Raw genomic sequence first — 13,855 nt, 5'->3', positions numbered from 1 at the left:
TATATTAGTAATTCTAACTCTCAAGTCAACCTAAACCTACATGAGCGAACCTTTACTGAAAGCCATTATACAACTGTTTGCGATTGTTGCAAAAGAAGATGAAGTAACCGCTCAGGAAAGAGAGCAAATTGAGGCTTTCCTTTTAGATCATCTCAACAAAAATGCAGTAAACAGATATTTAAAGGACTTTGATACCTACTGCGATTCCATTACTTCAGGCCCTGAAGTTAATAACGCAGAAGAACAGAAAAGAATAAAATCCATTTGCAGCCACATAAACACAGAGCTTACACAGAAGCAAAAAGTGGTAATTATTTTGGAGCTTATGGGCATTATTTTGGCTGACGGGCACATTTCTGAGCGAGAAGATGAATTGGTGAAAACTATTGGTTCAGAATTTAATGTTTCAGAAGAAGAAATAAGTGCAATCAACACTTTTGTAGTTGGAAAAACACCTGAAGAGTTAAATCTAGAGCAGATTCTCATTGTTGATGAAAATTCTCATAGCGATAAAAAATTTCAGCATGTATCCCGTAAAGGATTAAAGGGTTTTATTGCCATTCTTCACCTGGCCCAGGCCGATGCTTACTTTATTAAATACATAGGCACCTCGGATGTATTTCTGAATGGTGTACCATTAAAATCTCATAAGAATGTAGTTCTGGCTATCGGATCGACTATTCGAACAGAAAAGGCCAGCCCTATTTATTATGGCGATGTCATCAGTCAGTTTATGAAATCTGGCGATGAGAAGAAAATCTCGTTTGAGGCCAAAGACATTTCCTATAAATTCAAAGGCGGAAAACTAGGCCTAAGAAACATAAACATTGCCGAGGAGTCCGGCCGATTAATTGGCTTGATGGGTGCCAGTGGTGCTGGAAAATCTACTTTGCTACATGTACTTAATGGAACAGAAACACCTTCTGAAGGAGCTGTTTTAATCAACGGCATTGATATTCACAGAGAAGAAGAAAAGATCAAAGGTGTTATTGGTTTTGTGCCTCAAGACGACTTGCTAATTGAGGAGCTAACTGTGTATGATAACCTCTATTTTGCGGCTAAACTTTGCTTCGATCATCTAAGCGGAGACGAAGTGGACAAGTTGGTGATCAAAACATTGAATAACCTTGGCCTTCATGAGACTAAGGATTTAAAAGTAGGTAGCCCGTTGGATAAAACCATTAGTGGTGGCCAGAGAAAGAGATTAAATATAGGCCTTGAGCTACTTCGTGAACCGGCTGTACTTTTTGTTGATGAACCTACTTCAGGACTTTCGTCAAGAGACTCTGAGAATATCATGGATTTACTCAAAGAACTTTCTCTCAAAGGGAAATTGATCTTTGTAGTAATTCACCAGCCTTCATCAGACATTTTTAAGATGTTTGATAAGCTCATCATCTTAGATACCGGTGGGTACCAAATTTACTATGGAAATCCGGTGGAAGCGGTTGTCTATTTCAAAGACACCATCAACATGATTAATAGCGATGAGGGCGAATGCAGGGAATGTGGCAATGTAAATCCTGAACAGATTTTCAATATCATAGAAACAAGGGTAATTAATGAGTATGGTAACTTTACAACCGAGCGAAAGATATCCCCTGAGCACTGGAATCAGAAATATCTAGAAAATTTAAAGCCTACAACAGTAAAAACTGTTGAAGAGAAACCTGAGTCTACACTCAACATCCCAAATTGGGCGAAACAGTTGTACCTGTTTATTTCAAGAGATTTTCTATCGAAATTAAGCAACAAGCAATATTTGCTCATCAACCTGCTGGAAGCACCTTTGCTTGCATTCGTGTTGGCCTATTTAGTACGCTATCACAATACAAATAATACAATCACTATTGACTATCTCTTTAGCGCAAACTTAAACATACCTGCCTATCTGTTTATGAGCGTAATTGTTGCGCTATTTATGGGACTGACGGTAAGTGCAGAAGAAATTATTAGAGATAGAAAAATTCTGAAACGGGAATCGTTTCTGCACCTCAGCAGAAGCAGCTATTTAATGAGTAAAGTATTTATACTTTTCAGCCTCTCTGCTATTCAAACATTCTGTTTTGTACTCATTGGTAATTATGTACTGGAAATACATGGTATGCTTCTCTCTCACTGGCTTATCCTGTTTTCTACCTCTTGCCTGGCAAACATGATGGGTTTAAATATTTCATCGGCATTTAATTCTGCAGTAACCATATACATATTAATACCAATACTATTAATACCACAATTAGTGCTAAGTGGTGTGGTTGTACGTTTTGATAAGTTGAATCCTGATTTGGGTAATGAGGGCGAAGTTCCTTTGGTTGGTGATTTCATGGCCTCACGTTGGGCGTTTGAAGCTGCCATGGTTGCCCAGTTTAGAGATAATGAATACGAACGAATATTCTATCCGTACGAAAAGGTACTAGCAGAGTGTGACTATAAACGCATTTACTATATTCCCAGCTTGCAAACCAAATTAGAATATAGCTTTAACAATTATAGAAAAACTGATAGCCCGCAAAAACAAGAGAAAGTAAAAGATGCGCTAGAACTACTCCAAAGTGAAATTAATGAAGAGCTCACCTTTGCTGGTCATGATTTTGATGGCGCAAATGAGCTAACCATTGAAAAATTCGATTCGGCTGTCTATCGGAAAACCTACAATTTTCTAGAAGTAATGCGCCAATTCTACAGTAACAGATATAACAAAGCTGATCAGGCGCGAGACAAGCTTATCCGCACTATGACGGACACTCCTGAGAAAAGAGAAGCTTTCGAAGAAATGAAGGAGCGATACAGAAATGAAACTATTGTTGAAATTGTTAAAAACCAGAATGAGACACACCGAATTGTGGAAGAAGATGGAAAGCTAATTCAGAAGATATACCCAATATACAATGACCCGGAACCGGATCACTTTTTTGATTACCGCTCTCTGTTTTATGTTCCAACAAAGCATTTTGCCGGAATGTATATAGATACCGTTCACTTCAACCTGATTGTAATATGGTTTATGTCCGTGATTATGGGAATAACATTATATTATGATCTACTTAGGAAGTTCATTAGGGTTCTAGAGAATACAGCACGGAAATTTAAAAGAAGTGAAAATCCATAAAGACATAATTGCTTTAGGATTCTTCCTCATTACACTGATCATTCTTTGGTTGATTTTAGGGCTTTAGCTCAGACCAGTAATTTTGCCTTTATTGTCGATATCCATACCAACTGCCGCAGGTTTAGCAGGTAAACCAGGCATCCGCAGCATGTTGCCGGTAATAGGAATGCAAAAGCCTGCTCCTGAAGCAATTTCTATCTCACGCACCGTTAATGTAAACTTTTCTGGCTTGCCTAAAGCCTTCGGATCATCACTAAATGAGTACTGAGTTTTAGCTATACATACGGGCTTATCATTTAAACCAATTCGTTCTATCTTTTTAAGATTCTGCTTTGCTTTCGGTAGAAATTCAATATCCTTAGCTCCATAGATTTTACGAGCGATTCGTTCTATCTTCTCCTTTACAGATAGTTCCCATTCATATACAGGCTTATATCTCGTTGTGCAAGACTCTACGGCTTTCACAACCTCCTTGGCTAAATCCGTACAACCATCGCCTCCTTTTTCCCAGCCTTCACATAGGGCTACTTTCACACCCAATTCTTTACATCTGTTTACTATTATGTCAATCTCCTCATCCGTATCAGAAACAAATTTGTTAATGCTTACAACCCCCGGAAGGCCAAACGTTTTAATGTTTTCAATGTGTTTCTCCAGATTTTCCAAGCCTTTTACGAGCGCAACTGTATTGGGCTTTTTCAGATCTTCCAATGCCTGGCCACCGTGATATTTCAAGGCTCGGACGGTGGCTACCAGCACGATAGCTTTGGGACTCAGTCCGGAATAACCACATTTTATATCCAGAAATTTCTCCGCACCTAAATCTGCTCCAAATCCAGCCTCAGTAACTACATAGTCGGATAATGACATACCCATTTTCGTGGCTATCACAGAGTTTGTTCCTTGAGCAATATTGGCAAATGGTCCGCCATGAATTATGGCAGGATTTCCTTCAAGTGTTTGTACTAAATTTGGTTTAATGGCATCTTTTAAAAGCACAGCCATGGCGCCCTGTGCATTCAAATCTTTTGCAAAAACCGCCTTGCCATCATAGGTATCTCCAACATAGATATTGCCCATCTTTTCTTTAAGATCATCCATATCTTTTGCCAAGCATAATATGGCCATTATCTCAGAAGCTGCTGTAATATTAAAGCCTGTTTCACGCATCATTCCTCCGGGCTTCCCTCCCATTCCAGATACAATCTCACGCAACGATCTATCATTCATATCCATTACCCGCTTCCATTCTACTGTTCTGGGGTCTATGCCTAAATTGTCTTCCTTTGATTGAATGTTATTATCAATTAAAGCCGCCAATAAATTATTTGCCTTTTCAATGGCCGCGAAATCGCCAGTAAAATGAAGGTTTATATCTTCCATTGGAACGACCTGACTGTAGCCACCTCCTGCTGCCCCACCTTTCATACCAAATACAGGGCCCAGTGAAGGCTCTCTTAACACAACAGTTGTTTTCTTGCCAATCTTATTCAAGCCTTCAGACAATCCGATTGACGTTGTTGTTTTACCCTCACCTGCTGGTGTAGGTGTCATGGCCGTTACCAATACCATATTACTCTCGGCTACTTTGTCCTCATTAATCAGCTCAAGCGGTAGTTTTGCTTTATAGTTTCCATACATTTCTATGTCGCTATCGCTAATATTTACACTTTGCGCGATATCTTTAATATGCTTTAGCTTAGCAGCCTGAGCAATTTGCAGATCGGATTGATATTGTTTTGAGGTCATACATGTTCCTTTTGGTAACGTGAGCTAAATTAAAAAATATTGAAGAAGGACAAGGGTATATTTCAGTTTAAACAGTTTAGCGTAAGCCATAAAAATAGTACTATGCGCGTTGGTACTGATGCAGTAGTTCTAGGTTCCTGGGTAGATGTGACTGATCAATCTAATATTTTGGAGGTTGGTACAGGTTGCGGGATTATTGCATTAATGATCGCACAAAGAAATGCTAAAGCCACTATTGATGCCATTGATATTGACGATGGTTCTGTGGAAGAGGCACTATCCAATTTCAAGAATTCGGTTTGGTCTGATCGATTGACGGCTAAAAAATGTTCCTTTCAACATTTTGAACCAGCTAAAAAATATGATCACATTGTAAGTAACCCCCCTTTTTTCGGATCAGGCACCAAAAGTCCGATAAGTAAAAGACATAATGCAAGGCATACTAACACTTTAACTTTTGAAGAATTGGTAAAAAGATCTAAAGAATTGCTTAGTGCCAAAGGAAATCTTTCGATCATCATACCGCATGAAGCTCTGACTGAAATGTGTAAAATAATTGATGAACAGCATTTAGCCATTCAGAAACAACTAAACTTTAAAGCCAAAGAAGCGACTAAAATTGAACGAGTGCTGTTAACAATTGGAAGGGATATAACTACTTTAGAAGAAAATACGATGTATCAATACAATACAGATGGAACGTGGAGTGAAGAGTACAAAAATTTAACGAAAGACTATTATCTAAAATTATAAATATGGAAATAAAACACAGTTTAGAAGCGAATAAAGGCCGCTTTTACATGGAAGATGAGCAAGGAGTAGCTGCTGAAATGACTTACTCACAAGCTGGTGACGATAGGTTTATCATCGACCATACAGAAGTAGACGATCGGTTTAGAGGGCAAAATTTAGGATTAAAATTAGTGGAAGCAGCTGTGGAATATGCGAGAAAGAACACGATGAAAATAATGCCACTTTGCCCATTTGCTAAGAAAATGTTTGAAAGGCATTCAGAGTATAGCGATATATTATGGTAAAGTTATGTGTGCCCGAACGCTAGCATTAGTGAAAACCATCAATTATATTTGATTCAGGTTTCGAAGCGATACAATGATTGATTATTTAGGATTACCAAAAATGAGCTTTCATTATTTTCACTTTAAAAGCCATTTAATTAATCAATCAATATTACCATGAACATTTTCGTAGCAAAACTCAATTTCAAAACAACAAACGAGCAACTTCAGGCACACTTTGAAGCATTTGGTGAAGTATCATCTGCAAAAATTATTTTTGATAAAGAAACCGGCCGATCTAAAGGATTTGGCTTTGTTGAAATGCCTGATGATGCAGCAGCAAAAGAAGCAATTAGCCAATTAAACGAAACTGAATTTGACGGAAGAACTATCGCAGTGAAGGTAGCAAACCCAAGATCATAAAAAGTTAGTGTTAGTAGCAGTAGAAATATTGCTACTTTTTTAAAAATATTTTCGATGTTATAACATTAATGTTGTAACATCGTTTATATTTGTATCACAAAAAATTAAAACAGACTCAAATTATGAAAAAGTTAATTTTATCAATCGCACTACTTGTTGGTTTTACAGCCGCTAAAGCACAAACCAACTGGACTATTGACAAAGCCCATACAACAATTGGCTTTAACGTTACTCACCTGGTAATTTCTGAAGTAGAAGGCAAATTCAATGAATTTGATGCCAAAGTAGTAAGCAACTCTGAAGACTTTGCAGGTTCAGATGTTTCATTCACTTCTCAAGTAGCTTCTATTGACACTGACAACGAACAAAGAGATAATCACTTAAAATCAGAAGATTTCTTTGCTGCTGAAGAACACCCTGAGTTGACCTTCAACGGTAAAATCAAAAAAGAAGGTGAAAAGTATAAGCTAGTAGGTAAACTTACAATGAGAGGTACTACAAAAGATGTAACCTTTGATGTAAAGTATAATGGAACGATAAAAGATCCTTGGGGTAACATCAAATCTGGTTTTAAAGTAACTGGAACAGTAAATAGAAAAGATTATGGCCTTAAATGGGGTGCATTAACTGAAGCTGGTGGTGCAGTTGTAGGCGATGAAGTAGAAATCGTTTGTAATGTAGAATTACAAAAACAAAGCTAATAACCTTATATTTGGGGGTTGCATGAGATGCAACCCCTAACTTTATTATGGAGATGAAATTTGAAGAAGAGATTAAACAAAGGAAGTTTCGCAGCGCACAACAGAAAGCTACGCTAAACTTATTATTTACCTCTAACTGGTTATCTAATAAGCATAAAGACTTTTTCAAGGAATATGGTCTCACTCCTCAACAGTATAATGTGTTAAGAATTCTAAGAGGTCAATTTCCTAATTCAATCTCCACCTCAGATATTAAAAACAGAATGCTTGATAAGCATTCAGACACTTCGAGAATTGTAGACCGTCTGACACTTAAAGGTTGGGTAACCAAAAAAGAATGCCCGTCTGACAGACGTTTAGTCGATGTAATTATCTCTAAAGATGGCCTTGATTTATTGAGTAGAATGGATGAGGCAACCAATCAGTTAGATGAAACCATTGGCCTCACTGAAGATGAAGCAACCGAACTCTCTAAATTATTGGATAAGATAAGAGGTTAATAGTTCAGGATGCTTGATTGAGGTTAAATACTTAGTTTTAACCCATGCCTAAGGTTTCCAGTCAAGCAGATTACAAACAAAGAATGAATGCTGTGTTTCAATATATCGAAACACATCTGGAATCCGATCTGTCATTAACCAAAGTGGCCGAAATTGCTAGCTTCTCTCCTTATCACTTCCATCGCATCTTTAAGCATATTACAGGTGAGGCGCTTAATGAACTTATAATAAGAAAACGTATTGAGAAGTCTGCTGCAACACTGCTCCATAAAAGAGAGATTAGCATAACAGAACTGTCAATGCAAAATGGGTTTAGCAGTAACACTTCATTTACACGAGCCTTCAAAAAATTTTATGGGGTAAGTCCATCTGACTTTAGAAAGCAATATCCGCATAAGTTTAGCAAGATTGGTAAAGTATCGCCAAGTTATGAGCAATACATTTGTGTTATTGAAGAACTTAAAAACTGGGTAGAAATGAATGCTAAAATCAGAATAAGTGAAACGGGAAAAATCGAGGTGGCTTATATTTCCTGCATAGGTACACAAAATATAGAGAGGTCCTATGGTAAACTATTTGAGTGGGCGTACCCGCTCGGTCTCACTCCTTCTGAAGATATAAAGCCCATTATAATCTATCACGATAGCTTTAAAATTACAGACCATGATAAAGTGCGAATAAGTGCCGGCATTACGCTAAACATACCAGTAAAAGCAGCAGGCGAGGTAGGTCTCACTACCATACCTGCTGGTAAATATATAAGTGGAATGTATGAAATAAGCCTTAATGAGTTTGAAAAAGCCTGGACCGGTTTATTTCTATGGATGAATGAAAATGGATACCAAAAAGCAGATCGAAAACCCTTTGAAATACACCATAACAATTTCCATGAACACCCTCAAAAAAAGAGTATTGTGGAGTTGTTTATACCTGTGAAATAAAAATTTGTTGGATAAGAAATTCGACAAAATCTAAAACTATTGTTTTTAACAAAGCAATTCATTTACTTTGTATTTCAAAGTACTTTTAGATGAAAGAAAAATACATAGAAGATCTCAAAGAAATTAAAGATATTATGAATCGGTCCTCCCGATTCATTTCTTTAAGCGGACTTTCAGGAATTTCAGCAGGTTTCTGCGCTTTAATTGGAGCTTTCCTAGCTTACAATACAGTTTATCAAAATCAGAATTACCTGGGCTACCGAAAAGTAATTATCACGAGTGATAGTATTTCCACCCTTTTACTTATTGCGATAGGGACCATCGTTGTGGCAATTGGAAGTGTGATTTACTTTACTACCCGTGAAACAAAAAAGAGAAATCAGAAAATTTGGGATTATCAAACCAAACGTCTTTTAATTAATTTATCTATTCCGTTGGTAACAGGTGGTATACTTGCACTTATGTTTCTTTACAAAGGGTATATTGGAGTTGTAGCGCCACTTACTCTTGTATTTTATGGTTTGGCTTTGGTTAATGCAAGCAAATACACGCTTGATGAAATTAGAAGCTTGGGTATCATAGAAATTTGTTTGGGCCTAATTGCCATGCAATTTATCGGCTATGGTCTTATTTTTTGGGCTATTGGCTTTGGTGTGCTCCATATTGTCTATGGGGTGATTATGCAATTGAAAAATAAGTCGTGAAAGATATTCTTAAAGACTTAGATAAAGCCTTTGAAAATAAGGTGCGACTAGGCATAATGTCAGCATTGATGGTCAATGAGTTTATGGATTTTAATACGCTCAAAGACCTGCTCGATGTGACTGACGGAAACCTTGCAAGCCACCTAAAATCACTAGAGAAAACTGAATATATCACATATAAAAAAGAATTTAATGATCGAAAACCACATACTAAATACTATGCAACTGAAGCAGGAAAAATGGCCTTCACAAAACATTTAAATGCAATTGAACAGCTATTAAAATAAAAAATTTATCTCATTACTTTGTATTTCAAAGTACTTTTAAATCAAATAAATTATGAATACAGACAGAAACCCAATTGAAAAAGTAAATAACATGATTAAAACATCTGTTACACTTAAGCTTATCACAGTCACAATTTTGATGCTGCTCTTGCTGATACCAGCCTCAATGATTCAGTCCATCATTTCAGAAAGGGAGCAACTTAGTAAGTCCGTTATTGAAGAAGTCTCATCAAAATGGGCTGAAAATCAATTAATTAACGGCCCCATTCTCACTATTCCTGTTACTTATGAATATGAGAATGGCGATAAAACAACGACCGTTACTAAGAATTGGCATATTCTGCCAGAAGGTTTGAAAATTAATGGGGAAGTTAATCCTGAAATACTTAAACGCGGCATATATGAGGTAGTGGTTTACAAATCCAACATATCAGTCTCTGGCGATTTTAAAATTACCACTCAGCCTGATCTGGAAGACCTCAAAGATATTCACTATAATAAGGCATTTTTAACTATAGGCATTTCCGACTTAAGAGGTATTAAAAATAACCTAAAGTTTAATTGGAACGACAAAGAGCTAAAAGTGCAGCCAGGATCAAGGATATCAGACTTAGTCTATTCAGGCATAACATTGAATTTACCTGATCTGAAAGATTCGCTAAATGATAATTTCAATTTCAACTTTAAAATAGACCTACAAGGAAGTAAGAATTTATCTTTTACTCCATTAGGCAATACCACTAGTGTCACTATAAATTCACCCTGGCAATCGCCATCATTTAAAGGTAATTATTTACCTGATGATAGAACTATTGATGACAATGGATTCACCGCTTCATGGTCTGTTTTGCAGCTTAATAGAAACTTCGCACAGAGTTGGGTAGGGCCGGGTTATTCTAAATCAATTGAGGCGTCAGCGTTTGGTGTAGATTTAATTTTACCATTAGATGATTATCAGAAATCATATCGATCTGCCAAATATGCTGCCATGACAATTGCATTGACGTTTCTAATCTTTTTTCTAGTAGAAATTATCAACAAAAAGAAAATTCACCCATTCCAATATGCGCTTGTAGGTTTAGCCCTTTGTTTATTCTATACATTATTGGTTTCTATTTCAGAACACTCCAATTTTAATATTGCCTATGGAATTTCAGCCGTTGGTATTATTGGAATGATCACACTTTATTCATTTAGTGTTTTTCAAGTACGCAGGCTATCATTACTTCTTGTAGCAACCCTATCAGGTATTTATGGGTTCTTATTCGTGACGTTACAATTGGCTGATTATGCATTGCTGATGGGCAGCATAGGTTTGGCTATAATATTAAGCGTAACAATGTATTTTACCAGAAATATTAATTGGTATAAGTTGAATTTGGAGACGAAGTAATAGTAAAAGAAAAGCCCTGATTGATCAGGGCTTTTCTTTTCTTAAACTAAATCTTACAGCTTCTCAAGCTCTTCTTTCACAAACTCCATCAATTCTTTGATATACTTTTTACTGAAATCGAATTTAATATTGGCTGCCTCGTATACTTCGGGTATGGACTTAGTATAACCTAATTTCAAAGCATTCATGTAACCTTCCAACCCTTTCTTAGGATCTTCTTTATAGTTCTTCCAAACTGCTACCGCACCCAACTGAGCCATGCCGTATTCTATATAATAGAATGGCACCTCATAGAGGTGTAACTGCTTTTGCCACAAATATTTTTTATTCTCTTCTAACCCAGACCAATCGGTAACATCATCATAGAAATTCTCAAATATTTCTAACCAGGCGGCATGGCGCTCTTCTAATGTATGATCTGCATTTTCATAAATCCAGTGCTGGAATTTATCAATGGTTGCTACCCAGGGTAGTGTTTCAATAATTTGCTCTAAATGTTCCTGCTTTGCTCTTTTCATATCTTCATCATTGTCAAAAAACAGATTCCAATGATCCATCGATATTAACTCCATGCTCATAGATGCAAGTTCAGCAACTTCGGATGGTGTATGTTTAAAATCGCTTAATTCTAGATCTCTGGTAAGGAAAGAATGCACTGCATGACCACCTTCATGTAAAATGGTAATCATATCACGCAAAGTAGAAGTGGCATTCATAAAAATAAATGGGACACCAATTTCTGAAAGTGGATAGTTGTAGCCACCAGGTGCTTTGCCTTTGCGGGATTCTAAATCCAAATGCCCCATCTCATTCATTATAGACAAGCACTGACCTAAATAAGGATCTAAACGCTTAAAGCATTCAATAGTCTTTTTGGTGAGGTCTGCTCCGCCATCAAATGGCTTTAATGCTTCTTTGTTTTGTGGATCTACTGCCTTATCCCATGGTCTTAGTGAATCTACACCCAACTGTTTTTTTCTTTCAGTGGCCAGTTCATTCAGCATAGGCACTACCTCTTCCTTCACGGAGGCATGAAAATCAAAGCAGTCCTGCGGAGTGTAATCAAAACGGCCCATAGCCTTGAACATGTAATCTCTATAATTATCAAAATTTGTGTTCTTGGCCACCTTATCTCTAAAGTTAATCAACTTCGTATACAGTTCATCGAACTTCTCTTTATCAGCTAATCTTCTATCTGCTATTTTATGATAGACCTCCTCACGCTCTTTTCTGTCTGTCGACTGAAGTTTTACTGCCGCTTGCTGAAGAGTTAATTCTTTACCATCCAACTCAACTGTCATTGCACCACTCAGCTGCCCGTATTTCTGAGTTTCAGTTTGAATCTCGGTATTTAATGGAATATTCTCTTCACGAAATATCTCAATATCTTTTCGCATTTCACGAATCATGATATCGAAACCTGATTCTTTTTCTAAGTCTTTCAAAAAATCGGACGACACAGCCTTTTTATTCAAACGATCAGATATTGGAGCTATCTTCGGCTGTATTTCCTGAACAAAATACTGGTAGGCCTTCGTGTACTCCTCATTATCTGTATAACGAGTCATGTTAATATATCTCCAACCGGCATCTTCTGACAAAATAGATTCAATCTCGCTTCTATCTTTAAACCACTTTCGTAAATCTGATAACGAGTTTATTTCTCTCTTTTCAAGGTCTTCAAAAAATGATTTTAATCCTTCCCAATCCTTCACCTTAAAATCTTCAGGCACAAACTTTCTCTCCGGTCTTGACGGAATCTCTACTTTATCTATCATGTATAATGCTGTTCTTAATTCAAAAAAAATTATCCAATCTCAATCACCACGTCATCCGTTAGAGGGTGACCTACGCACGTAAGTACAAATCCTTCCTCTAATTCAGATTCAGATAGCCCCTCTTCTTCATCGAGCTTTACTTTACCTGATAAGCATTTACCTCTACAAGCAGTACACAAACCACTCTGGCAAGAATAAGGTAAATCTATTCCCAAATCCAATGCTGTTTCTAGGATAGGAACTCCAGGTTCTACAGTAAACTTATGCTCTTCACCATCATAAATAACAGTTACTTCGCGCGCTACATTCTCACCTTCACTAGTTTCTTTGGCTGCAGCTTTTTCCGCTTTATCGATTGTACCAGTTACAAAGCTTTCTTTGAAAACACGGTCTTTAGGGATTTTCTGCTCTTCTAACAAGTTTTCAACATTCTTCATCATCCCCTCAGGTCCACACATTAAATAAGTGGTTTTGTCCAATCCCCAATTAGGAATACGCTCAAATATCTTCACCAACATATCGTGGTTCAATAACCCACTATGACCTTGCCAGTTCATAGGAGCATCATCTAACACATGAATAACATGGAGCCTACCTTCAAAGTTGGTTTGCATTTTATCAAACTCTTCTCTGAAAATAATGCTATCGATATCTCTGTTACAGTATATTAATGAACAAACGCTATCCGGTTCCTGATTTAATGTAGACTTGATAATAGACATCATGGGAGTAATACCACTGCCACCAGCAAACATGATCACATGCCTTTTATTAGTAGAGTCGTATTCCGTTGTAAATACACCCATTGGCTCCATCACTTTCAGCGTATCACCTGCATCCAGGTTATCCGGCAACCAATTAGACATTAAACCACCATCTACCCTCTTTACTGTTACAGCTAAATCTTCATCAATAAATGGTGAGCTGCATAAAGAGTATGCTCTTCGCACTTCCTTACCATCTATTTCAGTAATTAAGGTTAAAAACTGACCAGATTTATAGCTGATTTTATCTTCAGGCTGATTAAATACAATCGTAATTGCATCTTTCGTTTCTTGAATGATATTCTTGATCGTTAAATCATGATATCTGCTGCCACCTGATGATGGTTTATCATTAGTATCCTTGTTCTTTTTAAAAATGCTGAATGCCATATCTTATAATTTTCTTGTATCAATTTTGAAGGTGCAAATTTAGCAAGTATTGTTCTATTCGCTGAACCAATAGATAGTTTTTACAAATCCTTACTTACAA

The 13,855-nt window shown here is 36.9% G+C and carries 13 protein-coding genes; 10 read left to right on the top strand and 3 right to left on the bottom strand.

The features are described from left to right. Nucleotides 1-40: 40 nt before the first annotated feature. Complete coding sequence (locus JR347_RS08605; protein ID WP_205723644.1) at nt 41-3,109, top strand: ATP-binding cassette domain-containing protein; 3,069 nt, start codon at nt 41-43, stop codon at nt 3,107-3,109. Nucleotides 3,110-3,172: 63 nt separating this feature from the next. Here the strand turns inward: JR347_RS08605 and JR347_RS08600 are convergent, their stop codons facing one another. After that, nucleotides 3,173-4,858: a formate--tetrahydrofolate ligase gene (locus tag JR347_RS08600; RefSeq protein WP_205723643.1), complete on the bottom strand. Its 1,686-nt coding sequence runs from the start codon at nt 4,856-4,858 to the stop codon at nt 3,173-3,175. A gap of 39 nt (nt 4,859-4,897) precedes the next feature. Here JR347_RS08600 and JR347_RS08595 point away from each other — a divergent pair, with 39 nt between their 5' ends. The 9 genes from JR347_RS08595 to creD all read left to right on the top strand — a co-directional run bounded on the left by JR347_RS08595 (nt 4,898) and on the right by creD (nt 10,823). Then, on the top strand, nt 4,898-5,611 hold the full coding sequence (locus tag JR347_RS08595; protein WP_205723642.1) for a tRNA1(Val) (adenine(37)-N6)-methyltransferase: 714 nt from the start codon (nt 4,898-4,900) through the stop codon (nt 5,609-5,611). A gap of 2 nt (nt 5,612-5,613) precedes the next feature. After that, nucleotides 5,614-5,895, top strand: a complete 282-nt coding sequence (locus JR347_RS08590; protein ID WP_205723641.1) for a GNAT family N-acetyltransferase — start codon at nt 5,614-5,616, stop codon at nt 5,893-5,895. Nucleotides 5,896-6,051: 156 nt separating this feature from the next. Continuing rightward, on the top strand, nt 6,052-6,297 hold the full coding sequence (locus tag JR347_RS08585) for an RNA recognition motif domain-containing protein (RefSeq protein ID WP_205723640.1): 246 nt from the start codon (nt 6,052-6,054) through the stop codon (nt 6,295-6,297). Nucleotides 6,298-6,419: 122 nt separating this feature from the next. Further along, nucleotides 6,420-6,998, top strand: coding sequence for a YceI family protein (locus JR347_RS08580; protein WP_205723639.1), 579 nt, complete (start codon nt 6,420-6,422; stop codon nt 6,996-6,998). Between the two features lie 53 nt (nt 6,999-7,051). Further along, nucleotides 7,052-7,498, top strand: coding sequence for a MarR family winged helix-turn-helix transcriptional regulator (locus tag JR347_RS08575; protein WP_205723638.1), 447 nt, complete (start codon nt 7,052-7,054; stop codon nt 7,496-7,498). A gap of 44 nt (nt 7,499-7,542) precedes the next feature. Next, complete coding sequence (locus JR347_RS08570) at nt 7,543-8,439, top strand: AraC family transcriptional regulator (protein WP_205723637.1); 897 nt, start codon at nt 7,543-7,545, stop codon at nt 8,437-8,439. Between the two features lie 89 nt (nt 8,440-8,528). Beyond that, nucleotides 8,529-9,143, top strand: a complete 615-nt coding sequence (locus tag JR347_RS08565) for a hypothetical protein (protein ID WP_205723636.1) — start codon at nt 8,529-8,531, stop codon at nt 9,141-9,143. Next, complete coding sequence (locus JR347_RS08560; protein WP_205723635.1) at nt 9,140-9,430, top strand: winged helix-turn-helix domain-containing protein; 291 nt, start codon at nt 9,140-9,142, stop codon at nt 9,428-9,430. Before JR347_RS08565 ends, JR347_RS08560 begins: the two co-directional genes overlap by 4 nt. 52 nt (nt 9,431-9,482) lie before the next feature. After that, the gene (gene creD / locus JR347_RS08555; protein WP_205723634.1) at nt 9,483-10,823 is read left to right on the top strand and encodes a cell envelope integrity protein CreD; all 1,341 of its coding nucleotides are present in this window, start codon (nt 9,483-9,485) and stop codon (nt 10,821-10,823) included. A 53-nt stretch (nt 10,824-10,876) separates the two neighbouring features. On the opposite strand, the gene JR347_RS08550 is transcribed toward creD, so the two are convergent. Then, the gene (locus JR347_RS08550; protein WP_205723633.1) at nt 10,877-12,601 is read right to left on the bottom strand and encodes a M3 family oligoendopeptidase; all 1,725 of its coding nucleotides are present in this window, start codon (nt 12,599-12,601) and stop codon (nt 10,877-10,879) included. A 29-nt stretch (nt 12,602-12,630) separates the two neighbouring features. Then, a complete protein-coding gene (locus tag JR347_RS08545) occupies nt 12,631-13,755 on the bottom strand; it encodes a ferredoxin--NADP reductase (RefSeq protein WP_205723632.1) in 1,125 nt (374 codons plus the stop codon). Between the last annotated feature and the right edge of the window lie 100 nt (nt 13,756-13,855).

It is taken from the genome of Fulvivirga lutea (assembly GCF_017068455.1).
Taxonomy (GTDB): domain Bacteria; phylum Bacteroidota; class Bacteroidia; order Cytophagales; family Cyclobacteriaceae; genus Fulvivirga; species Fulvivirga lutea.
The sequence above is the reverse complement of the archived record's forward strand: the minus strand, read 5'-3'. Positions and strand labels throughout refer to the sequence as shown.

Bases quoted from the DNA above. Each gene is read 5' to 3' on its own strand.
- JR347_RS08605 (WP_205723644.1), top strand. From the start codon at position 41: ATGAGCGAACCTTTACTGAAAGCCATTATACAACTGTTTGCGATTGTT.
- JR347_RS08600 (WP_205723643.1), bottom strand. From the start codon at position 4,858: ATGACCTCAAAACAATATCAATCCGATCTGCAAATTGCTCAGGCTGCT.
- JR347_RS08590 (WP_205723641.1), top strand. From the start codon at position 5,614: ATGGAAATAAAACACAGTTTAGAAGCGAATAAAGGCCGCTTTTACATG.
- JR347_RS08585 (WP_205723640.1), top strand. From the start codon at position 6,052: ATGAACATTTTCGTAGCAAAACTCAATTTCAAAACAACAAACGAGCAA.
- JR347_RS08580 (WP_205723639.1), top strand. From the start codon at position 6,420: ATGAAAAAGTTAATTTTATCAATCGCACTACTTGTTGGTTTTACAGCC.
- JR347_RS08575 (WP_205723638.1), top strand. From the start codon at position 7,052: ATGAAATTTGAAGAAGAGATTAAACAAAGGAAGTTTCGCAGCGCACAA.
- JR347_RS08570 (WP_205723637.1), top strand. From the start codon at position 7,543: ATGCCTAAGGTTTCCAGTCAAGCAGATTACAAACAAAGAATGAATGCT.
- JR347_RS08565 (WP_205723636.1), top strand. From the start codon at position 8,529: ATGAAAGAAAAATACATAGAAGATCTCAAAGAAATTAAAGATATTATG.
- creD (WP_205723634.1), top strand. From the start codon at position 9,483: ATGAATACAGACAGAAACCCAATTGAAAAAGTAAATAACATGATTAAA.
- JR347_RS08550 (WP_205723633.1), bottom strand. From the start codon at position 12,601: ATGATAGATAAAGTAGAGATTCCGTCAAGACCGGAGAGAAAGTTTGTG.
- JR347_RS08545 (WP_205723632.1), bottom strand. From the start codon at position 13,755: ATGGCATTCAGCATTTTTAAAAAGAACAAGGATACTAATGATAAACCA.